This window comes from Sulfitobacter sp. GN1-4, assembly GCF_055693825.1.
In genome coordinates this window covers 2,864,101-2,888,195 of record NZ_JBVFUQ010000003.1, presented here as the reverse complement: position 1 = coordinate 2,888,195, position 24,095 = coordinate 2,864,101, and the positions used below count along the sequence as shown (strand labels likewise).

Here is a 24,095-nt window from a genome sequence, read left to right as displayed (position 1 = left end):
CATGTTCATGCGCTGTTTTACAGGATACTGCAAACGTCCTAGGCGTCTGTGTCGAGCCATATCGTCACCGGCCCGTCGTTCGTGAGATCCACCGACATATCCGCCCCGAATTGTCCGGTTTGCGTAGGGATCCCCAACGCCGCCAGCTCTGCTGCGCATTGTTCGTATAGCGTTTTGGCCATGTCTGGCTTAGCGGCATAGGAAAATCCCGGCCGCGTCCCGCGTGAGGTATCGGCGGCCAAGGTGAATTGGCTGACCACCAGCGCGGCGCCGCCCATCTGCGGCAAGCTCAGGTTCATTTTGCCCGCGTCATCCTTGAACAGCCGCAGCTTAGCCACCTTGGCGGCCAGAGCTTTCACGGTGTCTGGGGTGTCGTCTGGCATGGCACAGACAAACACCAAAAGGCCCGGCCCGATCTGCGAAATCATGGTGCCGTCCACCGTGACAGAGGCCTGCGTGACCCGTTGCAACAGCGCGCGCATCAGTCGTGCCACTCAATAATATCTGCCGTGTCCGCCCTTTGCGTGCGGAAACTGTTGGCTGGATGATCCCTATCTGCATAGCCAAATGAGATGGCGCAAAGAACCAGACGGTCCTCACCAATCCCCAAATGCTCTTTGACCTGAGGCGCATAGGCTGCGATGGCGGCCTGCGGGATGGTGGCAACACCAAGCGCTGTCGCTGCAAGCGTGAAGGCTGTCACAAACCCCCCGGTGTCCATGGCCCCATAGGGCCCCAGCTCAGCGGGGGAATGCACAATCGCCACATGCGGCGCATCGAAGAGCGCGTAGTTTCTCAGCATCTGATGGGCACGGCGTACGCGGTCCTTTTTCTCAATGCCAACAGCATCATAAAGCTGAAAACCACAGGTCCTGCGCCGCTCCCCATAGGCCCCTGAGTATGTGCTGGGCCAGGTTAGATCCGGCTGCGGGGGTGTGCCGCCTGCGGCCAACCCGCTGACCAGATCGCGAAAACGCTCCGTCGCCTCGCCCTTTGTGACGCTGACCTGCCAGGGCTGGGCATTGCACCAAGACGGCACATGGCGCGCGGCATCGACGATCTGCGTGATGGTGTCATCGGCCACGGGGTCTGATTTGAACGCCCGGCAGGAATAGCGCGCCTTTAGGGTGTCTTTGAGAGTGTCATATTGGGTCATGATTGCGCCGCCAGATAGCCTATGACCCCTGCCACAATAGTCCCAAGGATCACGGCAATGGTGATTTTAATCGCGGAATAGGGCCGTTCGCCTTGGACACGGCCTGTGCGGCCATTCACGACAAACCGGTAGGTTTTGCCCCGGTATTTATAGGCCGCCAGCCATACAGGCAGCAGGATGTGCTTAAAGGTCAGATCGCTCAGCTTGGTCTCGATGTGGTGCACGCGCTGACGGTCCCCGCCGATGTCAAAGCGGGCGTCCCGTTCAATCACCCGGTCCATATGCGCACGCGCCTCTGCAAAGCCGTCTTCTAACGACACCGCATAGGCCTCTGCCCGGAACCCCGCCAGGTATTCCGGCGCATAGGGTTCCAGCGCAGAAAGATCCCAAGGCTCCAAGGCATCGGTATACCGTTTTGGCAGGGACTTTGACGCCAGCACCAAGACATCATCAAAAAACCGCGCCACGCGGCCCGAGGCAGGCCGCCAGCGCACCTTTTGCACGCGCTGCGTTTCGGTTTTGCCGTTCCGGGTGACCGTTCTGTTGACGTAATAAACCGTCCCACGCTCCCCCGGTAGCTGGATTTTGTATCCGCGTCATAGGTCCAATAGGGCACATAAATCCCCTGCATTTTCCGACCTTTGCGGGCGTATTCCTGCAATCCGTTTGGCGCAAACCACAAGCTGCCCAACCACTGGGTCATCGCATCGCGGGCGGTGTCCTCCGTCAGACCAAAGGGGAGGACCGCGCGCGGCTTGATATGCCGGTTGGTGCCGGTGTCCACCACCACAGGTGTGGCGCAGAACGGACATTCGGTGGCGTGTTTGCCATCCTCAAACGCAACCTCTGCTGCGCAATTGGGGCAGCTTGTGACGCGGGTTTCTTCCATCTGCTCGGGCGGCAAATCAGCTTGCAATCCGGCGCGCAGGTCCAGCTCTGCGATGGCGGGTGCGCGTCGGCCTCGGTCACGTAGTTCTTCGGTGTTGCCGCAGTGATCACAGACCAACAGCCCTTGTTCGGGGGCATAACGCAGGTCTGATCCGCAGGTTTCACAAGGAAAGCGGTATTCGGCCAGCGGGCTATCGGTTAGGGCTTCGGTCATGCGACAGAGATAGCCGCATCATTCCGCCGCTTCCAGACGCCAATCACAAAAACCGGTGCAGCGCCTTGGGTGCCATGATCCTGAGGGCATTGTCCCGCAGCCGTATATGCCGCCAGATGTGAAAGCCTGCATGACCTACTGCAAGCAGGGCCAGCAGGTAGAATTCATAAATGTGGATCAGCCCGATCAGGTCATTGGCTTCTTTCATGCCCAGCGGTGGCGCGATCGGTAAAAACCCTCCGGCTTTCAACAATACGCTTGAGGTCAGCCCCAGCAGAAAACCTGTGATGGCCACCCCAAACAGCCCCCAGATCAATGCCTTGTGCAAAAGCTGATGGAGTATCCGCGCCTTCGGCCCCAGCTTTGGGCCAGGACGGCTGGCCAAACCACGCCTCAGGTAATCGGCAGTCCACAGCAGGCACATCGTCACAAAGATAAGCGCCAGGATGGAATGCATCTGAAACGCGGTTTGCCCGAAGGGCAGAACATCATCAGGCGTGACAAGCACGAACCAGATCAGCAAAGGCACCATCGCCCAATGCAGCGCCTTCAGCGCTTTGCGGCGTTGGGGTAGTCTGTCGTAAATGCCTTGCAATCCCATCTCGCGGCCCTTCCTGCGGCAAAACTAGCCCAAGGCGTCGCGAAAGCGAATGGTGAGGGTAGGTTAGGGTTAGGACCCATTCATCTTACAACACTGGTTTGATAGATTTTTCTCGTGACAAGGCACATCTGCGCAGGAACTCTTCTGGAATTTCAAGCAGATGTAACGCCCCCTCTCGCGACATTGCTGCGCAATGCGCTGTCGGGCAGTGAATGATGCGGGAAATCCGTCAAATCCGAAGGACGACAAAAGCGCTCCCTTTCAGCGGTATGAACCATTTGGAATGAACCCGTTCGGCGCGGACATGTCTCAAACCGCTGAAACTTCACGGTTTTGACGCCAGTGCTGCGAAATGAATAGGCAATGACCCTAAGGTGCCACGTCTTTCAGATAGGCGACCAGTCGCATTTCGATCACGGCACCAGGCCTGCGCAGCCGGGCTACTTCAACTGCGGTCCAGGCGGGCAGGGGGGCGGTGAATATGCGCCTGATTTCTGCCTCAACCGGCGCGAACGTCTGATCGATGGCCAGATGATAGCATGTCATTTCAACGACATGCCGCTCATCTCCACCTGCCTCGCGGAGGATTGCCATGGCTTTGGTCAGCGCATTGCGGGCCTGGCTTGCGGCATCTACGGGCATCTGCCCCTCTGCATCGCCGCCTGTTGCCCCTGTCAAATACAGGAAATCGCCTGCGCGCACGGCGGGGGAGAATCCGCTAGCCGCTGCAAGTGCGGCCAGGGCCCTTGGCACGACGGCCTGACGCATATCAGCTGCCCGGAGGGGGCGGGGGCAAGACGGTAAAGAGCTGTGCCAGCTCCATCACGTCCTCGGCGCGTTGCCAGCCATCCTGTCCGGGCGTCCAGACATAGGTTTGCCGGGTCAAGCTGCCTTCTGTTACCATGCGTCCCATTGCGGCCTTGGAGTAAGGGCCCTTTGTCTCGCCGCCTTCGGCGATGTGCCACACATGCTCCACCGGTGGGGGCGGGGGCGGAACCGCTGCGGCAGGGGCTTGTGGCTTGGCCCCCAGGGTCCGGCCTGTGCTGCGGCCTGCTGGCCCATCTGCATGCCAAGCCCGGCCCCCAACCCTGTCTGAATCGCGGCCCCTGCCGCGCCATCGCGCCCCAGCGCTTCGGCGGCTTGGAACTGCATGTATTCATTAAGGTTTCCGATCACCCCCATGGAGGATCGTTTGTCCATCACCTCTTCCACCGCAGGCGGGAGAGAGACGTTTTCGATATAAAGCTCTGGCATCGCCAGCCCGTATTCTGCGATCTGTGCGGCAATCTCTTTGCCCACCAGTTGCCCCAGCTCGCGCGTGTTTGCGGCCATATCAAGCACCGGGATCTGCGCCCGGGCGATGGTGCGCGAAAACTCCTGCACGATGATGTTGCGGATCTGATAGCTGATCTCGTCCATGGTGAATTCACCATCGGTGCCGACAATCTCAGTCAGGAAGCGCGCAGGATCAGCGACGCGCACCGAATAGGTGCCAAAGGCGCGCAGGCGTACGGGGCCAAATTCAGGATCGCGCACGATAATGGGGTTCTTGGTGCCCCATTTCAGATCATTGAACCGTGTGGTGTTGACGAAATAGATCTCAGACTTGAAGGGGCTGCGAAACCCATGATCCCAATGCTGCAACGTGGTCAGGATGGGCATGTTGTTGGTCTCAAGCATATAAAGGCCCGGCGTGAACACATCCGCCAATTGCCCTTCATGCACAAAGACCGCCGCTTGCCCTTCGCGCACGGTGAGCTTGGCACCGTATTTGATCTCATGCCCTTCACGCTCAAAGCGCCAAACCATCGTGTCCCGGCTGTCATCCACCCAATGGATGACGTCAATGAACTGTCCTGAGAGGAAATCGAAGATAGGCATAGCTGGTTCCTTTTCGTCGTAATTTGAGAGAGCCTACAAAGGCCCTTGCACAATCTCGCGTGCAATAATGCGGGTAAGGGGGGCGGCTTCGGCGGCGGTCATGCCGGTGCTAAGACGCGGATCATAAAGCATCTGCAACAAACGCTCATCATGGCTTGTGAGCAGGGCAAATTCGTCGTCATCGTTAAAGATTGAAGGGCGGGCTGCGGGGCTGTCATTGGCCAGGCCAAGGCCTTGTGCCAGTTCTTCGTGAATGCAGCTTAGGCGCAGCAAGTCAGGGTTTTCAGAACGGATCACGGCGACAGCCGCAGTATAGGTGTTCGGGTCCGGTCCAGTGGCATAGGCGGCGACCGCGCAATAGGTGTCGCGGCGCAGATCGCGCAAGGCCCGCAGCGAGTCAGCCGAAATGCCCGGCAATTGTCGGGCGGCTTCGGACAATGCTGTGGCCCTGTCGTCTTCCGAGGCAAAAATCACCCAGAAATTTGGCCGCCCCGATGTGCTGACCGGATGCCCTGTTGCCCGGGCCAACCGGCGCGCATAGGCGGTCACATCGCGGGTGTCCTTGGCCTGCTGTGAAGGCGGCACGGCGGCGCCAAAAGGACGCGCATACGCACCGGCGCCATCCACCGCCGCAACGGGCTTGCACCGCCGCGCCGGGTAAAGCTGCGGTCGTATTCGTTAAAGAACGCAATCTGCTCAAAGTTCCGCGCCAGCACATCGGCCGTATAAGGCGTGTCAGCCCCGCCGCCGTCCTGGCGCAGCAACCCTTGGCTAAGCTGCGCGCGTTCCACTTGGTTGAGGTATTGCCGCAGCTCAGCGCTTTGTTGTGAGGTTGGTTGCGGCACCGTGATCACCGGCGCTGGCCGGGGCTGCGGCTTGAGCGAGGCCTCAACAGTTTCCTCACACGCCACAAGCAAGGTGGCCGCCGCACAGGCGACGGCCAGTCGTGTCCATCTATGCCGCACTGCGCGGATCATGCCAGATCAGCCGGGCACAGACCCGCCTGCGGTATCCCCAAGGCCGGTCTTTTTCGCCTTTGCCGCAGCGAGCGTATCGCGCAGCTTGGCTTCCATGTCCTGCAGCTCTTTTTCCGCAGCGGCGCGTTTGGCTTTGCCTTCATCGGCGATCTGCAGGCTTTCTTCGATGGTGCCGATCAGGTCAGCGTTGGCCTGCTTGACGGCTTCGATGTCAAACACACCGCGCTCCATTTCTTCGCGGATCATCTTGTTGCTGTCGCGCAGGTTCTTGGCGTTGGCTGTCAACAGCTCGTTGGTCAGGTCATTGGCCTCGCGCACGGCTGTGGCCGCTTCGGCAGAGCGTTGGATGGTGACCGCCTGCGCCAGCTGGGTTTCCCAAAGTGGCACGGTGTTGACGAGCGTTGAGTTGATCTTGGTCACCAGGGATTTGTCGTTCTCCTGCACCAACCGGATGGAGGGCAGGGACTGCATCGTCACCTGGCGCGTCAGCTTAAGGTCGTGCACCCGACGTTCCAGATCATCGCGTGCCGCCCGCATGTCCCGCAGCTCTTGCGCGACCATGACGGCGTCGTTCTCTGCAGCGGCTTCCACCTCTTTCTCTTTGGCGGGAATGATCGTGCTGTCCAGCTCCTCAAGCTTCGCCTCGCCTGCGGCGATGTAGAGGGCGAGTTCGTCATAGAACTGCAACGTCTTCTCATAGAGCACATCGAGGGATTTGATGTCTTTCAGAAGCGTGTGTTCATGCGAGAGCAGATTGTCAGTGATCCGGTCAATCTGGCTTTGCACTTTTTCAAACTGAGCGGTGAATTTGGCAAAAGGGGCGGCCCGGCCAATCAGCTTTTCCCACCAGCTACGTTCCCGGCGCACGTCCAGTTCGGAGACGGAAAATCCCCGGATCGTGGTCACGATGCTGCGCAGTGAGTCGCCCGCAGGACCGACATCTTTGTTGCGCACATCGGCCAGCATGGATTGGCTGATCTCTTGCAGTTCCGCCTGAGCGGCAGAGCCGAAAGAGACGATGGACTGCGTATCATCCATATCGATCTCAGCCATCCGGCGCTTGATTTCATCGCCCAGCGGTTTGTCCGCTTTTGCCAGCGGGACAATCGCGTTTGCCTCGGCGGGTTCGGGCAGCACAACGGCGGTGACTTCCTCAACCATGGCCAGGGCTTGATTGGCTTTTTCGCGAACAGTTTCAGACATATAATGGTATCCCTTAAAGTTATAGATAAGCGCTGCGGATCAGTCCAACCGCACGCCTTCGCGTGACAGCCGCTCGCGCAGCACGTCGATTTCAATGTTTAGATCGGTCCGGTCTTCCAGCAGCGATTTCTGTGTGCGGGCGGCAAAGTTTTGGTCCAGATCATCCAGCAGCGCCATATAGTCATCGCGTGCGGCGCGGTCTTGCGTGCGGCTGTAGATGTCTGCAAATTTCACCGTCGCGTCACGTGCGCCCAGCAGATAGACGCTGAGGTATTTTCGGGCCGCCGTCAGATCGCGTGGGTCTTCTTCTACGGTGCGGATGAGCGTGCGCGCGGTGTCCTGAAAATCTTCTAATCGCGCGGCGGCCACCCGGTCTTGGGCCCGGTGCATGGCGTCGGTCATCGCCTCCAGGTGTTTTTCGGCTTCGTCAACGACCCGTGCCACCCGGTCTTGTTGGAAGGTATCAACCCCCTCCATCCCCTTGGAGCGCAGAGGGTCAATGCCGAAGGCGGCCAGATGGAGCCCGCCTGCGCAGAGACCAAAGAGCAGGGGCGAGATCAAATCAACGCTGTTGAGATGCGCCATCACGCCAATCGCAGATCCCAGGGCGACGCCAACCGCTGCCAGTATCTTGCGCGGCAGTGCCGGTCTGCGCGCCACTTTGCGGGCGGCAAACTCCGCTTCGGCTTGCAGCCCTTCACGCAGCAGCCAAGCGGAGAGGGTCCAGATGCCAGCGGCGACCAGCCCCAGTGTCATGGGCAGGGCACCGTCCGTGAGCGTGGTTGCGATCAGCACAATGGCCGGGATGAACATCACGTTCGCGCGGCCGCCTGCCGGATCTACCCGAGCTTGGCGTTTGCGCCGCGGTGTGTCGCCACTGGTGCCGTCCGGGCTGTATTTGCCCCCAAAGCGTTGCCCCATGCGTTAGAGCCCCCCAAGCCAGCCAGACGCTACGCCAAAAAGCACAACGATTAGAGCGACATAGGCGACTTTTTGAATGCCGCTTGGTGCCATTTCCCCATTCCTTCCTTGGGCCAGTGCCGGTCGGCGCTTGGCCCCGGTTGTCGTCATGAATTGGGTCCAGATTGCATGCAAGATCATCGCAATGACAATGCAAACTGCAAGCATCATCACACCTAGAAACAATCGGCCCATATCACCTCTCTATTTCGTTAACATACGCGCTTCCCGCGCGGCCTGCTAGGGGCGTGGTAGCGCGCGGTGGGGTGGTTAACGGCTTGCAGATACATATGCAGCTTAGGGGCAGGTTTTAACCGACAGTGACGGGGAATTTTGTGCAAAAGGTCTCCGCTGAATGCGGCACTTGAGGGCTTGCGGGGGCAAGCCTTTGAAGGCTTCGGATCGATTTCTTGCAAGGAATCCGGGTGCCTCACCGCCGTGGTGCGCCAAGAACGCAGGCTTTACCGACGGCGCGGAGCGGGTTTGCGTGGGCCCCGTTGCACCCGTTTGGGTTTTTTCTGCGCTGTCCCGCTGTCATCTTCCTGAGCCAGTCCCAGCTGTTCGCGGACGGTTTTGCGGCGCAGTTCTTCCACGTCGCCTTGTTTCAGTTCACCCAGTTGGAAGGGGCCGTAGCTGATCCGGATCAGGCGGTTCACATTCAGCCCCACCGCCTCCATCGCGCGGCGGATTTCGCGGTTTTTCCCTTCTCGCAGGCCCACCGTCAGCCAGGCGTTTGCGCCTTGCTGCCGATCAAGGCTGACCTGCATGGGTTGAAAACGCTCGCCTTCAAGGGTGATGCCCTTGCGCAGCGGGTTCAGCGTTTCATCGCTGGGCCGGCCATTAACGCGCACCCGGTAACGGCGCAGCCAACCTGTGCTGGGCAGCTCCAGCTTGCGCTTGATGCTGCCGTCATTTGTCAGCAACAAAAGCCCTTCTGAGTTCAGGTCCAACCGGCCAACGGTCATTACGCGGGGCATGTCCTCGGGCAGGTTATCAAAGACCGTGTCGCGGCCTTTTTCGTCCTTAGTGGTTGTCACCAGCCCGGCGGGCTTATGATAAAGCCACATGCGCGGTGGTTCAGGTTCGGACAGGGGGGATCCATCCACAGCGATCTTGTCTTTTTCGGACACATTGAGCGCCGGAGAGGTAATCAGCTTGCCATTGACCGTCACGCGGCCTGCCTCAATGATCCGCTCCGCTTCCCGGCGGGAGGCAACGCCCGCGCGCGCCAGCACTTTGGCGATCCGGTCGCCCTTGGGGGAAGAGGGTGTGTCAGTCATACCGCCGCCATAGCCGCTTTGACGGTCTTGCGAAAGAGGCGGCTTTGCTGTCCTCTGCGCGCATGACGTTCCGGTCCCATATGGATATTGCTTTGCAAGAAGCCCAAGCCGCTGCGGCGCGCGGCGAGGTGCCGGTGGGTGCCGTGATCGTCGATGCCGGGGGAAAGTCGTGGCGCGGGCGGGCAACCAGACGCGGGCGCGCAACGATCCCACGGCCCATGCTGAGATGTTGGTGATCCGCGAGGCTTGTGCCGCGCTGGGATCTGAGCGGCTGTTGGGGCACGTGCTTTATGTGACGCTGGAGCCTTGCGCGATGTGTGCCGCCGCGATTGCAGCTGCGCGCATCGAAAAGGTATTTTATGGGGCCGCCGATCCGAAGTCTGGCGGGGTCGCGCAGGGCGCGCGGGTTTTCGCGCATCCGCAATGCCACCATGTGCCTGAGGTTTATGATGGCATTGGGGCGCAAGAGGCAGAGGCGCTTTTGAAAGACTTTTTCGCCGCGCGCCGGGCAGGCGAGGCATAGGGGCTCTGCCCCGTCGATCCAAGGATCGACTCCCCGGAGGTGTAGCTGGAAAGATGAAGCCAGACGGCGGACGCGGCGCTGTCTTTAGAGGTCAATGGCTTTCAGGACCTGCGGCTCCACCACGGTGACACCGGGCAGTCCGGCGGCAAGCACGTCGGCAGATTGTTCCAGCAGGTCGAAGGTGCGGTAGTGACAGGGGATCACCGTTTCGAAGTTGAAATAGCGTTTGGCGGCATAGGCGGCCTCTGCCATGCCCATGGTGAAATGCCCGCCCGCCGACAAGATGCCGATGTTTGGTTTGTAAAAATCACCGATCCAGTCCATGTCCGCCATGATCCCGGTGTCGCCAGACAGATAGATGCAATGCCCTTCGCCCTTGAGGATAAAGCCGCTTTCACCGCCCATATCGACGGGCAGATCGTTTACCGATGTAGTGGAGGAGTGTGAGGCGGGCACCATGCTGGCGCTGACCTTATCGCCGATCTGAATGGTGCCGCCGAAGTTAAAACCAGCCCCCTCCACCGCGCCTTGCGCTGCCAGATAGCTGGCCAGTTCATACATGCCCGATACCGGCGCGCCGGTTTTTTGAGAGATCTCGACCACATCGGCGATGTGATCAAAATGGCCGTGGGTGACCAGGATGTGGGTGGCCCCCGCGATGGCGGCGCTGTGTTGATCCTCAGGCATCATGGGATTGCCGTTTAGCCAGGGGTCGATGAGGATCACCTGATCTTCGATCTCAAACCGGAAGGAGCCGTGTCCAAGCCAAATGATTTTCATCCCATGTTCCTTTCGTGTCCGCACATCTGTGCAAGTAGAACCGCCGCATCCTTGTGCTGTAAACCCTTTGCGGCGAAAAAGCTGTTGTCCAACAGGCGCGCCGGTCTTGCGAGCCCCGGCTCAGAGCGCTATGGGGCGGGGACGCAAAACTGTGCGAAAGGAGCTGGTTGCATGTCCATCGACACCACAACTGCCGCCCGGGTGGCCAAGCTGGCCCGGATCAAGGTTGAGCCAGAGGCGCTGCCTGCGCTGGCGCAGGATTTCAACGGGATCTTGGGGTTCATTGAACAGTTGAGCGAAGTGGATGTTGAAGGCGTCGAGCCAATGACCTCTGTCACCCCGCAGCGTCTGAAACGCCGTGAAGATGTGGTGACGGATGGCGATCAGCAAGACGCGGTGCTGAGCAATGCGCCTGATGCGCGTGAGGGCTTTTTCGCGGTGCCAAAGGTGGTGGAATAATGACCGATCTGAACACTCTGGGTCTGGCGGCGGCCCGTGATGCGCTGCGTGCCAAAGAAACCACGTCAAAAGAACTGACTGAGGCCTGTCTTGCGGCCATTGATGGTGCCGGTGTGTTGAACGCCTTTGTGCATAACACACCTGAGGTTGCCCTGGCGCAGGCAGAAGCGGCTGATGCGCGGCTTAGTGCGGGGGACGCACCTGCGATGTGCGGGTTGCCCATCGGGATCAAGGATTTGTTTTGCACCAAGGGTGTGCCATCGCAGGCGGGCAGCCGGATCTTGGAAGGGTTCCTGCCGCAGTATGAAAGCACGGTCAGTCAGAACCTTTTTGACGCAGGGGCTGTGATGTTGGGCAAGCTCAACATGGATGAATTTGCCATGGGCTCCTCAAACGAGACCTCTGTTTATGGCAATGCGGTAAACCCCTGGCGGCGCGGCAATGACAATGCGCAGCTGACGCCGGGGGCTCATCTGGCGGGTCTGCCTCTGCTGTGGCCGCTGACCTTTGCTTGGCGGCGACCGGCACGGATACGGGGGGCTCCATCCGCCAACCTGCGGCCTTTACCGGGATCACCGGCATCAAGCCGACCTATGGGCGGTGTTCACGCTGGGGCATCGTGGCCTTTGCCTCCTCACTGGATCAGGCGGGGCCGATGACGAAATCGGTCCGCGACGCGGCGATCATGCTTGAGGCGATGTGCGGGCATGACCCAAAAGATTCCACCTCTGCCGATCTGGCGGTGCCTGATTTTGAGGCCGCTCTGACCGGCGATGTGCGCGGTAAGAAAATCGGTATCCCCAAGGAATACCGTATGGACGGCATGCCCGAAGAGATCGAAAAGCTGTGGCAAGACGGCATTGCGATGATGAAGGATGCAGGCGCTGAGATTGTCGACATCTCTTTGCCGCATACGAAATACGCGCTGCCTGCCTATTACGTGATTGCCCCTGCTGAGGCGTCTTCAAACCTGGCGCGGTATGACGGGGTGCGCTATGGCCACCGCGCCAAGCTGGATCAGGGCGACGGCATCACGGAGATGTATGAAAAGACCCGCGCCGAAGGCTTTGGCGCTGAGGTGCAGCGCCGGGTGATGATCGGCACCTATGTGCTCTCTGCCGGGTTCTATGACGCTTATTACAACCGCGCGCGCAAAGTGCGCACATTAATAAAGAAAGACTTTGAGGATGTCTTTGCCCAAGGCATCGACAGCATTCTGACGCCAGCCACACCCTCTGCGGCCTTTGGCCTTGGTGAAATGGCGGATGCCGATCCGGTGCAGATGTATCTCAACGACGTCTTTACCGTCACGGTGAACCTTGCCGGTCTCCCGGGCATTGCGGTGCCAACCGGGCAAGACCGTCAAGGCCTGCCCCTGGGGCTGCAGCTGATTGGGCGCCCTTGGGAAGAGGCTGACTTGCTGTCTTCCGCCTATGCGCTTGAGCAAGCGGCGGGTTTTGTGGCCAAACCCGACAAATGGTGGTAAGCACAGCGCAATAACACGCCTCAAGGCAAAGCAGGTTCCATGTTCTACCGCCTCTCTCTTGTTGTTGCTGCCACCGTTACTTTGGCCGCTTGTCAGCCCAGTGTGCCTGATTCTGGTCGCGGGGTCGGGTTTGGCGATGATTTCGTGGAACTGCAGCGACAGCGGGATGCGGCGCTGGCCAATGGCACGCCCGTGCCGGTGAATGTGCCGTCCGTTTCGCAACCGCTGAACACGCAACCTGTCCCCGGCTCGGCCGAGGCGACAGCGGCGGAGACCGCCCGCGTTCTTGCATCAACCGGGTCAGGGGCTGCGGCGAATTCCGGGGTTGAACCGCTGCAGGCCAGCCCGTCCAATCCCGCACCGCCCGTGCTGAATTCAGCCGGCATTTCGAACGAGAATAACTTTGACGCAGTTTCAGGCCAGCGCAGCATCGAAGGCGATGCCGCACGGCTGGCGGCAAACCGCGCGCAATACCAGGTGATCCAGCCCGAAGCCCTGCCAGATCGCGCGTCAGCGGGTGGGCCAAACATTGTGGCTTTTGCCCTGCAAACCAACCACCCCCGCGGCACGCAGGTCTACCGGCGTGGCTTTACCCGTCAAAGCAAGTTTGAACGGGCCTGCGCGGCTTTCGCGTCACCCGATCAGGCGCAGATTGATTTTCTGGCACGGGGCGGGCCTGAACGGGACCGCAAGGGCATGGATCCCGATGGCGATGGCTATGCCTGCGGCTGGGATCCGGCACCGTTCCGGCGGGCGGCGCAGCAAGGCTAGGGATGGCCGGGCCGGACGTGATTGCGCATCCTTCGCCCAACTTTGGGGCCCGGCGCGATGGGCTGACGCCCACGATGATCGTGATACATTTCACCGCCATGCAAAGCGCGGAGGCCGCGCTGGCGCGGCTGTGTGATCCAGAGGCTGAGGTTTCGGCCCATTATCTGATCTCCAACCAGGCAGAGACCTATCAACTGGTGGCAGAGGACCAGCGGGCCTGGCACGCGGGGCGGGGTAGCTGGCGGGGGCTTGATGACATCAATTCGCGCTCTGTCGGTATTGAGCTTGATAACACCGGTCGCCATCCATTTTCCCATCCTCAGATGGCCGCGCTGGAAAGCCTGATAGAGGGGATCATGGACCGTTGGGGCATCCCGCCTGCCGGGGTCATTGGTCATTCGGACATGGCCCCCGGGCGCAAAGTGGATCCCGGACCGCATTTCGACTGGGGGCGGTTGGTGCGGCAGGGGCTGGCATCCCGCACGGTCCAAAGACCGCCTGAGCGTGTTTCACCCCAGAGTTTTAGAGAGGCCGCCATACAGGCCGGATACCCGGCTGAGGCAGAGGATGCAGAGCTGTTGCAGGCCGTCCGGCTACGCCACCGTCCGCAGGCCACAGGCCCGCTCTGTGCCGCTGACTTCGCCTTTGCAAAGGGGGCTGAGGGGGCGGGGTAATGCGCCGTCACCCGTGGTATGCCCGACCGCAACCGCCACACATTGACCACGCCCCCGTTTTCACGCTACGCCGCCCCATGCGCGGAGGACTGGATGACCGCGGCTTTGGCCGAGGAAAGTCCGGACTCCAAAAAGCAACGGTGCCGGGTAACGCCCGGGCGGGGCAACCCGACGGAAAGCGCCACAGAAATGAGACCGCCCAAGGCGCCTGCTTTGCAGGGACTTGGGTAAGGGTGAAACGGTGGGGTAAGAGCCCACCGCGCCGCTGGCAACAGGGGCGGCACGGCAAGCCCCACCGGGAGCAATGCCAAATAGGGACCGCGCGTCGCAAGACAGGGCTGCTTTTGCCCCAGCAGGTTCGGGTTGGCAGCTAGAGCTGCTCTGGCAACAGGGTGGCAAGAGGAATGGTCATCCACCGCCCCATGGGGCGGGGACAGAATCCGGCTTATAGGTCTTCCGCGCATTTGATCTTGGGGGCGATGTTATGCAAAACATCGAGCGGAAAATTGCAATTTTCCGTCCCCGCCGCAGTCGTTGTGCGAATATGGTGACGTTGAGGGGCTGGGGGCTGCTTTTGCTGTTGACTCCCAAAGGCGTTCGGGTAGAAGCCGGACTTCAGATTTCACGTCTCGGCAGGCTCTGCCTTGGCGCAGCAGGAGAATTCACATGGCGAAGCCAACCACGATCAAGATCCGTCTGAACTCGTCCGCGGGCACAGGCCATTTCTACGTTACCAAAAAGAACGCACGCACCATGACCGAAAAGATGGTTGTGCGGAAGTATGACCCCGTCGCGCGCAAGCACGTCGAATACAAAGAAGGCAAGATCAAGTAACATCTGTCCTTTTTGAGGATTTGGGGCCGCGCTTTTGCGCGGCCTTTTGCGTTTCGGGTGGTTGGGTGTTCCAAATGGGGTGTGCAGCGTCAGAGAGGCCTTCCAGGGTCGACGTCAGCGATGTTTGGTGATGCCGAGGCGCTGCAGGCTCACCAAAACCAGCGGCTGGTTTCGCATCCTCCATTGCATGGCTCCTGACTGGCTGACCGCTTCCCAATAGAAAAAACGTCTCCTCCAAGCGCAGAAGTGCATAATCCTGCAGCACACAACTCTGCCTGAAACCTCAGATTTCAACGGGTTGCGTGATCGTTTGTAGGCTTGGGTAAATGCAATTCGCCTTGCGCTGGCCCCTCGTTCATATCTGCTGGTAACCCCGCATCGCTCAGGCTGCTTTGAGCCACGTAAGGGCGGCTCGCCAAAACCAGCGGCCTGGGTGGGTTGAGCAACAAAAAAGGCCGGTCAATCAAGACCGGCCTTTTCCAATTCATATCAGGTTCAGACTACTCACGCTGGCCGAAGAGCTGCAGCAGCATCATGAACATGTTGATGAAATTCAGATAGAGGCTCAGCGCGCCCATGATGGCCGCTTTGCCCAGCCACTCTGTGTCGCCGTGATGGGCGTGGGCCACATATTCTGTCTTGATCCGCTGTGTGTCGTAGGCGGTGAGGCCCGCGAAGATCAGCACGCCGATGGCGGAGATCGCGAACATCAGGGCGGGGGAGCCCAGGAAGATATTCACGATGGATGCCACAACCAGGCCGATCACACCCATGATGAGGAAGCTGCCCCAGCCTGAGATGTCTTTCTTCGTGGTGTAGCCCCACAGGGACAGGCCGGCGAAAGCGATCGACGTGATCAAAAAGATCTGCGCGATGGAATAGCCGGTGAACACCAGGAAGATGGAGCTGATGGACACACCCATAACAGCGGCAAAGATATAGAACACTGTCTGTGCGGTTGCCGCGGACATGCGGTTGATTGCAGCGCCCAGGCCGAAAACAAAGATCAGCGGCGCGAACATCACGACCCATTTCAGAGGCGAGGCATAAAGCGCATAGCCAAGCCCGGTCAGGTATTCGTCAGGTCCGATTTGGGCAGATGCCTGTGCCGGATCGTTTGTCACGGCCAGCCCGGACAAGGCCCAGGCGGCAGCAAAAGTGATCAGCATGCCTACGGACATTGTGCCGTAGACCTTATTCATATGGGCGCGCAGACCCGCATCTATCTCGGCGGCGCGGGCTCCGGCGGTACTCCGGATTGTATTCACGTCAGCCATTCATGACCTCCAATTGGCTAAAAGGGTACGTACCACGCAAACCTCGCACGGTATTGCGTCAAATATCGGGCCTTACGGCTTGTTTTTCAAGGAGGGTTCTGCGGCGGGATGCCGCAGAATTCGCGGAAATCGGCCCGGAATTGGCCCGGTGTCAGCCTGATCGTGCGCGTGATCTGTCGTGGGAGCATGACAGATGCCCCGCTTTCCAGCCTTTTCAGCCCGGTCAGGGCAGGTGGAAAGCGGGGGGATATGTCGGAATTGGACTGAGAAAATCAATCAATCCAATGGGCTGGCACGTCCCAGATGCCGCGGCGGGCCTCTTTTGCAGCGGCTTTTGCTGAAATCCCGATGTCATCAAGCATATGGGGTTCAAGTGTTTCCAGCGCGCGCCGGCTGCGCCAGCTGTCTGTTGCGGCGATGATCCACCCAAGCAGCGATGGCCGACCAGAGGCGTGCGAAAGGCTGCGGGCGCGGTGCAAAGATGTATCTGACATGGTTCACCTTCATTTTCTGTGATGTTTATCTGTTTCGTATCTCGATGCTTGATATATGGAGAAGGTGGTGAAATAATGAAAACGAATGTTTGTTAGATAATACATCACGGAACTTGATGAATGAGAAATTTGGACATCACCACCCTCAGATCCTTTGTGGCCGTCGCTGATGCAGGTGGGGTGACGCGGGCCGCAGGCTTTTTGCATCTGACCCAGTCTGCGGTCTCCATGCAGCTGAAACGGTTGGAGGAAATGCTGGATCTGCCGTTGTTGGACCGCACCGGGCGCACCATCGCGCTGACGGCATCAGGGGAGCAGCTATTGGTCTATGCCCGCCGGATGATTGCCCTGAATGATGAGGTGATCACAAAGCTTACCGATCATACCTTTGAAGGCGAGGTCACGCTGGGGGTGCCGCATGACGTTGTGTATCCAGCGGTTCCTATGGTGCTGAAACAGTTTCATGCGGCCTTTCCACGGGTGAAGGTGCAGTTGGAAGCTTCCTATACGCTCACCTTGAAAGAACAATTTGCGAAAGGGGAGTGCGACGTCATCGTCACGACCGAAACGGGTCTGGATCAAGGGGGCGAGACGCTGGCCAGCAAACCGCTGGTCTGGGTCGGTGCGCCTGGTGGCACGGCCTGGCGTCAACGCCCGCTGCCGCTCGCGTTTTGTCGGCACTGTGTCTTTCGCCCACGTGTCGTGAACGCGCTTGAGGCACAGGACATCGGCTGGGAAATGACTGTCGATACTCAGAGCGACCGCACCATTGAGGCCGCGGTGAGTGCTGATTTGGCTGTTCACGCCCTGATTGAAGGGACGGAACCGCCCTATCTGGAGGTGTTGGATCACCAGGGCAACCTGCCGAAACTGCCGATCCAGAACATCAACCTCTATGGTGCCCAGGATGGCAGGAATGAGATGCACGCAACCCTCGTGCGCCTGCTCAGAAGTGCGTTTTCGGGACCTCAGGTCTCAAAATTGAAGGCTGTGTGATTCTATTGGACAGTTGCATTTCCGCCGCGTGGTGATTTTCGGCGGATTTTGGCTGCTTTACAATTCGCGGTTGCGCAGGCTGCAGGACGCGAGGTACACGACCCCTAGAAAGGGCGAGTTATCCGGGATAATATCATCTTTAGGTAGATAAACTCGTGCAAAAAGAGTGAATGCAGTATGCTCTGGTTGTAATGCTGCGCGCGCATTCAATGCGTCTTCATCTTCGGCGGTTGAGTAGCTGCGTCACGCGATTGTCATCAGAGTTGTGCCTGAATTTACGTATTAACGTCAGGAGTGTGCCGGAATTCCTTTGCTGAAATGAATAAGTCAAGTAAACTAGAGACACAGTCGGTCATGCGCTTGCACGATGTGATTTGTTGGTTATTACTCCGCTGACTGAAAAATCGACATAACAGGAAGAACCATTCAAATGCCGCACAGGGTAGACGTCCACGTTGGGCAGAAGATACGCCAAAGACGATGGCTTACCGGTATGACGCAGCAGCGTTTGGCAGAACTAGTTGGGATCAAATTCCAACAGATCCAGAAATACGAAACCGGTGCCAACCGGGTCAGCGCCTCGCGCCTTTGGGACATCGCAGATGCGCTTGGCGTGCACGTGTCGTTCTTCTTTGACGGTCTGAAAGACGAAAAAGAACAGGTTGCGGACAAGGCCAAGAATGTCCCCGTCGATGTGATGGGGGACAAGGAAGCCATGGATTTGATCCGCTCCTACTATGCCATCCCGGAAGATCAGCGGCGGCGTCTTTTTGAACTGGCACGGGTGCTCAGCGACGTGGCATAAGCAGGGCAGACACGCCCCCTTTGTGCTGGACCGCCGCTATGACCGTTCCTTCGTTTGATCCCGATATCCGCCGTGTGGCCCATCTGCTGGCGGATGCGGCGCGGGAAGCCATTCTGCCGCATTTTCGCACGCCATCGCTGACGGCTGAAAACAAGCTGGCATCGGGGTTTGACCCGGTTACCGTCGCGGACAAAGCCTCCGAACGCGCGATGCGGGATATTCTGGCGCGCGAACGGCCCGCTGATGGCATACTGGGCGAGGAATACGAAGATACGCCTGGCACATCGGGGCTCACTTGGGTGCTTGATCCAATCGACGGAACACGCGGTTTCGTCTCTGGCACGCCTACCTGGGGCGTATTGATCGCTGTTTCTGACGCGAACGGCCCGTTTTACGGCATCATTGATCAACCCTACATCGGCGAACGCTTTGAAGGGGCCCCAGACGGGGCCATGCTGAGCGGGCCTTTGGGGCAGACCCCACTGCAAAGCCGGGCTACCAAGGATCTGGCAGAGGCGGTTGTGTTCACAACCTTCCCTGAGGTTGGGACCGACGCGGACGCCAAGGGCTTTCACGCGGTGGCAGCCCAGACAAAGCTGACCCGCTACGGCATGGATTGCTATGCCTACGGTTTGATCGGCTTGGGTCAGGTGGATCTGGTTATTGAGGCGGGTCTTGCCCCCTATGACATTCAGGCCCCCATTGCGGTGGTGCAGGCGGCAGGCGGCATTGTCACAGATTGGCGGGGTAACCCGGCGCATGCAGGGGGGCGGTCTTTGGCAGCGGCCAACCCAGATATCCACGCCAAAGCGCTCGCTATCTTGCGCGATTATTGATGCAAACGGTGCTGCGACATGACTGAAACCCTGATCCGCAACGCCGACACCCTGATCACCATGGACGATGATCGCCGTGTTCTCAGCGGTACGGACCTTTTGTTACGCGACGGGGCGATCGTGGCCATCGGGCAGGGGTTGCAGACCTCTGGCAATGTGGTGGAGGCCGCAGGCTGTTTGGTCACGCCCGGCTTGGTGAACACGCATCATCATCTCTATCAGACGCTGACCCGCGCGGTGCCCGCAGGGCAGGACGCGTTGCTGTTTGGCTGGCTGCGGGCGCTCTACCCGATTTGGAGCAGGTTTACTCCAGAGCATTTCGCCGTCTCCACCCAGATCGGTCTGGCCGAACTGGCGCTTTCTGGCTGCACGCTCAGCAGCGATCACCTTTATCTTTACCCAAACGGCACCCGGCTTGAGGATACCATCCACGCCGCAGCAGAGCTTGGCCTGCGATTTCATCCGACCCGGGGCAGCATGAGCATAGGAGAGAGCAAAGGCGGCCTGCCGCCGGACGCTTTGGTTGAGGAAGAGGCCCCGATCCTTGCCGATTGTGAGCGCGTGGTCGATGCCTTTCATGATCCGGCAGAAGGGTCGATGTGCCGTGTCGGTCTTGCCCCATGTTCGCCCTTTTCAGTCAGTCCTGACCTTATGCGCGACGCCGCCGTGCTGGCCCGCGACAAAGGCGTGATGTTGCACACCCACTTGGCCGAGAACCAAGAGGACATCGCCTATTCTCTGGAAACTTTCGGCTGCCGTCCGGGCCAATATGCCCAAGACTTGGGCTGGGTCGGCCCAGATGTCTGGCACGCGCATTGCGTTAAACTGGACCCGGCCGAGATTGCGCTTTTTGCGCAAACCAACACCGGCGTCGCCCATTGCCCCTGTTCGAATTGCCGCCTCGGTTCCGGCATTGCGCCGGTACGGGCGATGCGGGACGCGGGCGTGCCAGTGGGCTTGGGGGTCGATGGGTCGGCCAGCAATGATGCGGGCAACCTGGTGGCTGAGGCGCGCATGGCGATGTTGCTTCAGCGGGTGGCACTGGGGGCCGATGCAATGTCACCGGGCGAGGCGCTCGAGATCGCCACGCGGGGCGGTGCTGATATTTTGGGCCGGCCTGACTGTGGCCGGCTAGCGGTAGGCAAACGGGCTGACGTCGCGATTTGGGATATGAGCGGGATAGAGGCCGCAGGCAGCTGGGATCCTGCCGCATTGCTGCTGGCGGGGCCGACGACCGTCAAACATCTGTTTGTTGAAGGCCGCGAGATCGTGCGCGATGGCCATGTTCAAACGATTGACCTGGGTGGTCAGATCGCGCGGCAGAACACTTTGGCCAAAGCCTTGGCCGGGTAGGCGTTAAGCGCAACGGGTCTGGCGCTTGTAGCAGGCGTGCGATTGAGCCATAGCGTACTCGGTGGCTCTAACTCATTTGTTGATATTTCGTTAATCGGGCATCTGAGAGTTGGGCTTCAAGTATCTGATAGCATTTAACTTATCGTGTTCTCACCAGCTGTGGATACACACTCAAAATACAGCGGATGTTCGCACTCAACCGAACGGCCTGACAGCGCTATTTCCGTTGCACCCCATGCACCCATACATCCGCAACGGCCCGGTCATCGCCCAGCATGAGTGTCGCGAAAACCTGTTCCCAGATGTCCTTTGCTGCTGCTGCACGCTGAGCGATAGCGGGGGTTGAGGACAGGTTCAGCACCGTCAGATCAGCCTCCAAGCCCGCCCGGATCGTGCCGATCTTGTCAGATAGATGCAGGGTCTCAGCGGATCCGGCTGTGGCCAGCCACAAAAGCTCAGCGGCGTGCAGCGGGGTGCCTTTCAGTTGGCCAATTTCATAAGCTGCCGCCATCGTGCGCAGCATCGAAAAGGACGACCCGCCTCCGGTATCGGTGGCTAGGCCAACAGGTATCTGCCGTGCGCGCAGCCCGGCCATGTCAAAAAGCCCCGAACCGATGAAAGTGTTCGAGGTTGGGCAATGCACCAATGCCGCACCCACCTCGGCCAGGCGGTCAATCTCTCTGTCCGTCAGGTATATCGCATGGCCATAAAGCCCACGTGGCCCCAAAAGCCCATGCGCTTCATAGGTATCCAGATAGTCGCGTGCGTTGGGGTACAGTGCTTTGACCCAGGCAACCTCATCTGTTTGTTCGCTCAGGTGCGTTTGCATCAGGCAATCGGGATGCTCTGCCCAAAGCGCACCAAGCGCGGACAATTGCTCAGGCGTAGAGGTAGGTGAAAACCGAGGCGTGATCGCATAGCTGGCCCGGCCTTTCCCATGCCAGCGCCCGATCAGGGACTTGCTGTCGTCATACGCACTTTGCGCCGTATCCTGCAGCCCCTCCGGCGCGTTTCGGTCCATGCAGGTCTTGCCCGCAACAACCCGTTGGCCCCGCGCGGCTGCCGCTTCAAAAAGCGCATCCACGCTGTGCGGATGGATTGTGCAATAAGAGGCAACCGTGGTCGTGCCTTCGGCCAGCGACAGATCAAGATAGCGCGCCGCAATCTGGGCGGCATATGCAGGGTCCGCCAGCCGCATCTCTTCGGGGAAGGTGTAGTCGTTCAGCCAGTCAATCAGCCGTTTACCCCAGGACGCGATGATCGCAGTCTGTGGATAATGCACATGCGCATCGACGAAGCCGGGGCAGATCAAATGGTCCGCCCCATAGCGGACCTGCCGGGCCTGCGGAAACGCGCGTGCCAGCGCAGCACCTGAACCCACCTGCGCAATCGCACCACCGCGCAGCAGAACGCCGCCCCCGGTATCTATCCGAACCGCGTCTTCCCAGCCGCCGGGCGCGGGGCGGGCATCAAACAAAAGGGTCGGCCCTAAAAGCAGCGTGTCAGTGGTCATGTGACGTTCCTAGCCCAAGACGCAGGCAAATTGAATCGAAACTGTCGCGATCAGCCGCAGGCGGGCGGGTGCGGCCATTGTCAGTAGGGGGAGGCATGCCTATGGTCTGGCGCAGAGCAGGAGGGTGCGATGTCTGATCAAACTGAAGTGTTGGAACCCACACTCCCTGAGGATGAGAGCAATCAGGACTACGCGTTGGAGCGTAAAACGGTTGCGGCCATTCTCTATGCCGTCGAAATCGAAGATCGCGAAAAGCTGACGGAGCTGATGGAGCCGCTCCATGCGGCTGATATTGCTGACCTTTTGGAACAGATCAACGCCTTTGATCGCAGTCGGTTGGTGCGGTTTTATGACCGGGAGTTCGATGGGGAAATCCTGTCTGAACTAGACGATTCGATCCGCGAAGAAGTGATTGCCGTCCTCACGCCGCAGGTGTTGACACAAGCGGTTCGGGAACTGGACAGCGACGATGTTGTCGACCTGATCGAAGATCTTGAGGATGAGCAACAAGAGGCCATTCTTGATGTCCTCGAAGACGCTGACCGTGTGGCGGTTGAACAGGCTCTGACCTGGCCGGAATACTCCGCCGGGCGCCTGATGCAGGGTGAGGTGGTTGCCGCACCCGAACATTGGAGCGTGGGGCAAGCCATCGATCACCTGCGCAGCACGCCAGAAGAGGAACTGCCTGATCAGTTCTACCACATTGTGATGGTCGACCCCCGGTTTCACCCGGTGGGCAACATCACACTGGGCAAGCTAATGCGCTCCAAACGGGACACTCCGTTAAAAGAGTTGCTGGAAGAGACATTCCAGATCATCCCGGCCACCCAGGATGAGGGCGAAGTGGCCTATGCTTTCAACCAGTACCACCTAATCTCGGCCCCCGTTATCGATGACGAGGGGCGGTTAATCGGTGTGATCACGATTGATGACGCGATGGCTGTTTTGGACGAAGAACACGAAGAGGACATCTTGCGTCTGGCCGGTGTCGACGGCGAATCCACCCTGTCGGATTCCGTGCGCGCCACCACGCGGCGGCGCCTGCCGTGGTTGGCCGTCAATCTGGTGACAGCGATTGCGGCGTCTTTGGTGATTGCTCAGTTTGAAGCAGCCATTGCGCAGGTCGTGGCCCTGGCCGTGTTGATGCCCATCGTGGCCTCCATGGGTGGCAACGCGGGCACGCAAAGCCTGACGGTGGCCGTGCGCGCGATTGCAACCAAAGACCTTACCGGGTCGAACGTGTGGCGCGTGATCCGTCGCGAATGTCTGGTGGGGCTGATCAATGGCGCGATTTTTGCAGTTGTCATGGGCATTGTGGGCGTGATCTGGTTCGGCTCACCGGTGTTGGGATATGTGATTGCGGTGGCGATGGTGGTGAACATGGTTGTGGCAGGATTGGCCGGGACGGGCATTCCGATCATATTGGAAAAGATGGGCATTGATCCGGCGCTGGCCTCGGGGGCCTTTGTGACCACGGTGACGGATGTGGTGGGCTTTTTCGCCTTTCTGGGGCTGGCCGCACTGGTGCTGCTATGACCGATTTGGCTGAGATCAAAGCCGCCGCGCGCAAGGCGGCTTTTGCCCGGCGCAAACCCTTGTTTCAAAACGCCAACGCCGCCCAGGCTGGATATCTGAGCGAGGTTTTGGCCGGATACCGCGGTGTGCCCCTGTCGGGTTTTATGCCGATCCGGACAGAGATTGATCCGCGCCCCGCAATGGCAGAAGCCACAGCGCACGGGCCCGTTGGCGTGCCCGTTATAGAAAAGGCAGACCACCCGCTCCGCTTTGCCCAATGGACGCCTGAGACGCAGATGGTGGCCGGTGCCTTTGGTGCCGAGGTGCCCGCCAGCCTGCGCTTTTTTGAGCCTGAAATCCTGATTGTCCCGCTTTTGGCCTTCAACCGGGCGGGGGGCGACTGGGTTATGGGGGTGGGTTTTATGACCGTACCCTTGAAATGCTGCGCGCAAAGCGGCCCACGATGGGCATCGGCTTTGCGTTTGCCGGGCAAGAGGTTGAGGATCTGCCGTTAGAGATCACCGATCAACCGCTGGACCTGATCGTGACAGAGGCCGGCGTGATTGAGGTTGGCGCGCGATAATCGCGCTTGCGTCATCTGGCGGCGCGACCTAGGCAT

The 24,095-nt window shown here is 59.5% G+C and carries 23 protein-coding genes, 1 other RNA gene and 5 pseudogenes; 13 read left to right on the top strand and 16 right to left on the bottom strand.

The features are described from left to right. Window positions 1–38: 38 nt before the first annotated feature. The 12 genes and pseudogenes from dtd to ACZ1HM_RS14780 form a co-directional block, all read right to left on the bottom strand. Complete coding sequence (gene dtd / locus ACZ1HM_RS14835; RefSeq protein WP_472744631.1) at window positions 39–482, bottom strand: D-aminoacyl-tRNA deacylase; 444 nt, start codon at window positions 480–482, stop codon at window positions 39–41. Further along, complete coding sequence (locus ACZ1HM_RS14830) at window positions 482–1,156, bottom strand: nitroreductase (RefSeq protein WP_472743451.1); 675 nt, start codon at window positions 1,154–1,156, stop codon at window positions 482–484. Before ACZ1HM_RS14830 ends, dtd begins: the two co-directional genes overlap by 1 nt. Further along, window positions 1,153–2,258 (bottom strand): annotated as a pseudogene (locus ACZ1HM_RS14825) (TFIIB-type zinc finger domain-containing protein). The gene ACZ1HM_RS14830 and the pseudogene ACZ1HM_RS14825 overlap by 4 nt, the downstream one beginning before the upstream one ends. A gap of 43 nt (window positions 2,259–2,301) precedes the next feature. Further along, a complete protein-coding gene (locus ACZ1HM_RS14820) occupies window positions 2,302–2,859 on the bottom strand; it encodes a cytochrome b/b6 domain-containing protein (protein ID WP_472743450.1) in 558 nt (185 codons plus the stop codon). Window positions 2,860–3,228: 369 nt separating this feature from the next. Then, window positions 3,229–3,627: a Rid family hydrolase gene (locus tag ACZ1HM_RS14815; protein ID WP_472743449.1), complete on the bottom strand. Its 399-nt coding sequence runs from the start codon at window positions 3,625–3,627 to the stop codon at window positions 3,229–3,231. Between the two features lies 1 nt (window position 3,628). Further along, a pseudogene (locus tag ACZ1HM_RS14810) lies at window positions 3,629–4,740 on the bottom strand (SPFH domain-containing protein). Window positions 4,741–4,773: 33 nt separating this feature from the next. Then, on the bottom strand, window positions 4,774–5,325 hold the full coding sequence (locus tag ACZ1HM_RS14805) for a DUF2927 domain-containing protein (RefSeq protein ID WP_472743448.1): 552 nt from the start codon (window positions 5,323–5,325) through the stop codon (window positions 4,774–4,776). Then, window positions 5,286–5,717 carry a hypothetical protein gene (locus ACZ1HM_RS14800; RefSeq protein WP_472743447.1) on the bottom strand — a complete coding sequence of 144 codons (432 nt, stop codon included), beginning with the start codon at window positions 5,715–5,717 and terminating at the stop codon, window positions 5,286–5,288. The genes ACZ1HM_RS14805 and ACZ1HM_RS14800 overlap by 40 nt, the downstream gene beginning before the upstream one ends. 6 nt (window positions 5,718–5,723) lie before the next feature. Beyond that, entirely contained in the window at window positions 5,724–6,920 is a 1,197-nt protein-coding gene (locus ACZ1HM_RS14795) for a toxic anion resistance protein (RefSeq protein WP_472743446.1), read from the bottom strand. A gap of 39 nt (window positions 6,921–6,959) precedes the next feature. Next, the gene (locus tag ACZ1HM_RS14790) at window positions 6,960–7,841 is read right to left on the bottom strand and encodes a 5-bromo-4-chloroindolyl phosphate hydrolysis family protein (protein ID WP_472743445.1); all 882 of its coding nucleotides are present in this window, start codon (window positions 7,839–7,841) and stop codon (window positions 6,960–6,962) included. 3 nt (window positions 7,842–7,844) lie between these two features. Continuing rightward, on the bottom strand, window positions 7,845–8,075 hold the full coding sequence (locus ACZ1HM_RS14785) for a hypothetical protein (protein WP_472743444.1): 231 nt from the start codon (window positions 8,073–8,075) through the stop codon (window positions 7,845–7,847). 266 nt (window positions 8,076–8,341) lie between these two features. Beyond that, a complete protein-coding gene (locus tag ACZ1HM_RS14780; protein WP_472743443.1) occupies window positions 8,342–9,160 on the bottom strand; it encodes a pseudouridine synthase in 819 nt (272 codons plus the stop codon). Between the two features lie 62 nt (window positions 9,161–9,222). On the opposite strand from ACZ1HM_RS14780, the pseudogene ACZ1HM_RS14775 reads away from it, so the two are divergent. Next, a pseudogene (locus ACZ1HM_RS14775) lies at window positions 9,223–9,683 on the top strand (nucleoside deaminase). Between the two features lie 84 nt (window positions 9,684–9,767). Here the strand turns inward: ACZ1HM_RS14775 and ACZ1HM_RS14770 are convergent. Then, complete coding sequence (locus ACZ1HM_RS14770; protein WP_472743442.1) at window positions 9,768–10,463, bottom strand: metal-dependent hydrolase; 696 nt, start codon at window positions 10,461–10,463, stop codon at window positions 9,768–9,770. 171 nt (window positions 10,464–10,634) lie between these two features. Between ACZ1HM_RS14770 and gatC the strand changes: the two genes are divergently transcribed. From gatC to rpmG, 6 genes and pseudogenes are all read left to right on the top strand, one after another. Beyond that, complete coding sequence (gatC, locus tag ACZ1HM_RS14765; RefSeq protein WP_472743441.1) at window positions 10,635–10,922, top strand: Asp-tRNA(Asn)/Glu-tRNA(Gln) amidotransferase subunit GatC; 288 nt, start codon at window positions 10,635–10,637, stop codon at window positions 10,920–10,922. Then, window positions 10,922–12,408 (top strand): annotated as a pseudogene (gatA, locus tag ACZ1HM_RS14760) (Asp-tRNA(Asn)/Glu-tRNA(Gln) amidotransferase subunit GatA). The gene gatC and the pseudogene gatA overlap by 1 nt, the downstream one beginning before the upstream one ends. A 39-nt stretch (window positions 12,409–12,447) precedes the next feature. Continuing rightward, the gene (locus tag ACZ1HM_RS14755; RefSeq protein WP_472743440.1) at window positions 12,448–13,179 is read left to right on the top strand and encodes a hypothetical protein; all 732 of its coding nucleotides are present in this window, start codon (window positions 12,448–12,450) and stop codon (window positions 13,177–13,179) included. A gap of 2 nt (window positions 13,180–13,181) precedes the next feature. Beyond that, window positions 13,182–13,853, top strand: a complete 672-nt coding sequence (locus ACZ1HM_RS14750) for an N-acetylmuramoyl-L-alanine amidase (protein ID WP_472743439.1) — start codon at window positions 13,182–13,184, stop codon at window positions 13,851–13,853. Window positions 13,854–13,934: 81 nt separating this feature from the next. Next, window positions 13,935–14,317: RNase P RNA component class A (gene rnpB / locus ACZ1HM_RS14745), an RNA gene on the top strand. 202 nt (window positions 14,318–14,519) lie between these two features. After that, a complete protein-coding gene (gene rpmG / locus ACZ1HM_RS14740; protein WP_011454349.1) occupies window positions 14,520–14,687 on the top strand; it encodes a 50S ribosomal protein L33 in 168 nt (55 codons plus the stop codon). Window positions 14,688–15,187: 500 nt separating this feature from the next. Here rpmG and ACZ1HM_RS14735 read toward each other — a convergent pair whose 3' ends face one another. Next, on the bottom strand, window positions 15,188–15,964 hold the full coding sequence (locus tag ACZ1HM_RS14735; RefSeq protein ID WP_472743438.1) for a Bax inhibitor-1/YccA family protein: 777 nt from the start codon (window positions 15,962–15,964) through the stop codon (window positions 15,188–15,190). Between the two features lie 272 nt (window positions 15,965–16,236). Beyond that, entirely contained in the window at window positions 16,237–16,458 is a 222-nt protein-coding gene (locus ACZ1HM_RS14730) for a YjiS-like domain-containing protein (RefSeq protein ID WP_472743437.1), read from the bottom strand. Window positions 16,459–16,578: 120 nt separating this feature from the next. Between ACZ1HM_RS14730 and ACZ1HM_RS14725 the strand changes: the two genes are divergently transcribed. The 4 genes from ACZ1HM_RS14725 to ACZ1HM_RS14710 all read left to right on the top strand — a co-directional run bounded on the left by ACZ1HM_RS14725 (window position 16,579) and on the right by ACZ1HM_RS14710 (window position 20,448). Beyond that, window positions 16,579–17,454, top strand: coding sequence for a LysR family transcriptional regulator (locus tag ACZ1HM_RS14725; protein ID WP_472743436.1), 876 nt, complete (start codon window positions 16,579–16,581; stop codon window positions 17,452–17,454). Between the two features lie 430 nt (window positions 17,455–17,884). Next, complete coding sequence (locus tag ACZ1HM_RS14720) at window positions 17,885–18,259, top strand: helix-turn-helix domain-containing protein (protein ID WP_472743435.1); 375 nt, start codon at window positions 17,885–17,887, stop codon at window positions 18,257–18,259. A 38-nt stretch (window positions 18,260–18,297) separates the two neighbouring features. After that, window positions 18,298–19,095 carry an inositol monophosphatase family protein gene (locus ACZ1HM_RS14715; protein WP_472743434.1) on the top strand — a complete coding sequence of 266 codons (798 nt, stop codon included), beginning with the start codon at window positions 18,298–18,300 and terminating at the stop codon, window positions 19,093–19,095. Window positions 19,096–19,113: 18 nt separating this feature from the next. Further along, window positions 19,114–20,448, top strand: a complete 1,335-nt coding sequence (locus tag ACZ1HM_RS14710; RefSeq protein ID WP_472743433.1) for an 8-oxoguanine deaminase — start codon at window positions 19,114–19,116, stop codon at window positions 20,446–20,448. A 217-nt stretch (window positions 20,449–20,665) separates the two neighbouring features. On the opposite strand, the gene guaD is transcribed toward ACZ1HM_RS14710, so the two are convergent. Beyond that, window positions 20,666–21,961, bottom strand: coding sequence for a guanine deaminase (gene guaD / locus ACZ1HM_RS14705; RefSeq protein ID WP_472743432.1), 1,296 nt, complete (start codon window positions 21,959–21,961; stop codon window positions 20,666–20,668). Between the two features lie 129 nt (window positions 21,962–22,090). Between guaD and mgtE the strand changes: the two genes are divergently transcribed. Further along, window positions 22,091–23,497 carry a magnesium transporter gene (mgtE, locus tag ACZ1HM_RS14700; protein WP_472743431.1) on the top strand — a complete coding sequence of 469 codons (1,407 nt, stop codon included), beginning with the start codon at window positions 22,091–22,093 and terminating at the stop codon, window positions 23,495–23,497. Further along, window positions 23,494–24,059 (top strand): annotated as a pseudogene (locus ACZ1HM_RS14695) (5-formyltetrahydrofolate cyclo-ligase). Before mgtE ends, ACZ1HM_RS14695 begins: the two are co-directional and overlap by 4 nt. Window positions 24,060–24,095: the final 36 nt, after the last annotated feature.

Bases quoted from the DNA above. Each gene is read 5' to 3' on its own strand.
- ACZ1HM_RS14735 (WP_472743438.1), bottom strand. From the start codon at position 15,964: ATGGCTGACGTGAATACAATCCGGAGTACCGCCGGAGCCCGCGCCGCC.
- ACZ1HM_RS14800 (WP_472743447.1), bottom strand. From the start codon at position 5,717: ATGATCCGCGCAGTGCGGCATAGATGGACACGACTGGCCGTCGCCTGT.
- ACZ1HM_RS14820 (WP_472743450.1), bottom strand. From the start codon at position 2,859: ATGGGATTGCAAGGCATTTACGACAGACTACCCCAACGCCGCAAAGCG.
- gatC (WP_472743441.1), top strand. From the start codon at position 10,635: ATGTCCATCGACACCACAACTGCCGCCCGGGTGGCCAAGCTGGCCCGG.
- rpmG (WP_011454349.1), top strand. From the start codon at position 14,520: ATGGCGAAGCCAACCACGATCAAGATCCGTCTGAACTCGTCCGCGGGC.
- ACZ1HM_RS14770 (WP_472743442.1), bottom strand. From the start codon at position 10,463: ATGAAAATCATTTGGCTTGGACACGGCTCCTTCCGGTTTGAGATCGAA.
- ACZ1HM_RS14725 (WP_472743436.1), top strand. From the start codon at position 16,579: ATGAGAAATTTGGACATCACCACCCTCAGATCCTTTGTGGCCGTCGCT.
- ACZ1HM_RS14715 (WP_472743434.1), top strand. From the start codon at position 18,298: ATGACCGTTCCTTCGTTTGATCCCGATATCCGCCGTGTGGCCCATCTG.
- guaD (WP_472743432.1), bottom strand. From the start codon at position 21,961: ATGACCACTGACACGCTGCTTTTAGGGCCGACCCTTTTGTTTGATGCC.
- ACZ1HM_RS14830 (WP_472743451.1), bottom strand. From the start codon at position 1,156: ATGACCCAATATGACACTCTCAAAGACACCCTAAAGGCGCGCTATTCC.
- ACZ1HM_RS14730 (WP_472743437.1), bottom strand. From the start codon at position 16,458: ATGTCAGATACATCTTTGCACCGCGCCCGCAGCCTTTCGCACGCCTCT.
- ACZ1HM_RS14785 (WP_472743444.1), bottom strand. From the start codon at position 8,075: ATGGGCCGATTGTTTCTAGGTGTGATGATGCTTGCAGTTTGCATTGTC.
- ACZ1HM_RS14720 (WP_472743435.1), top strand. From the start codon at position 17,885: ATGCCGCACAGGGTAGACGTCCACGTTGGGCAGAAGATACGCCAAAGA.
- ACZ1HM_RS14790 (WP_472743445.1), bottom strand. From the start codon at position 7,841: ATGGGGCAACGCTTTGGGGGCAAATACAGCCCGGACGGCACCAGTGGC.
- ACZ1HM_RS14780 (WP_472743443.1), bottom strand. From the start codon at position 9,160: ATGACTGACACACCCTCTTCCCCCAAGGGCGACCGGATCGCCAAAGTG.
- ACZ1HM_RS14755 (WP_472743440.1), top strand. From the start codon at position 12,448: ATGTTCTACCGCCTCTCTCTTGTTGTTGCTGCCACCGTTACTTTGGCC.
- mgtE (WP_472743431.1), top strand. From the start codon at position 22,091: ATGTCTGATCAAACTGAAGTGTTGGAACCCACACTCCCTGAGGATGAG.
- ACZ1HM_RS14710 (WP_472743433.1), top strand. From the start codon at position 19,114: ATGACTGAAACCCTGATCCGCAACGCCGACACCCTGATCACCATGGAC.
- ACZ1HM_RS14750 (WP_472743439.1), top strand. From the start codon at position 13,182: ATGGCCGGGCCGGACGTGATTGCGCATCCTTCGCCCAACTTTGGGGCC.
- ACZ1HM_RS14795 (WP_472743446.1), bottom strand. From the start codon at position 6,920: ATGTCTGAAACTGTTCGCGAAAAAGCCAATCAAGCCCTGGCCATGGTT.
- dtd (WP_472744631.1), bottom strand. From the start codon at position 482: ATGCGCGCGCTGTTGCAACGGGTCACGCAGGCCTCTGTCACGGTGGAC.
- ACZ1HM_RS14815 (WP_472743449.1), bottom strand. From the start codon at position 3,627: ATGCGTCAGGCCGTCGTGCCAAGGGCCCTGGCCGCACTTGCAGCGGCT.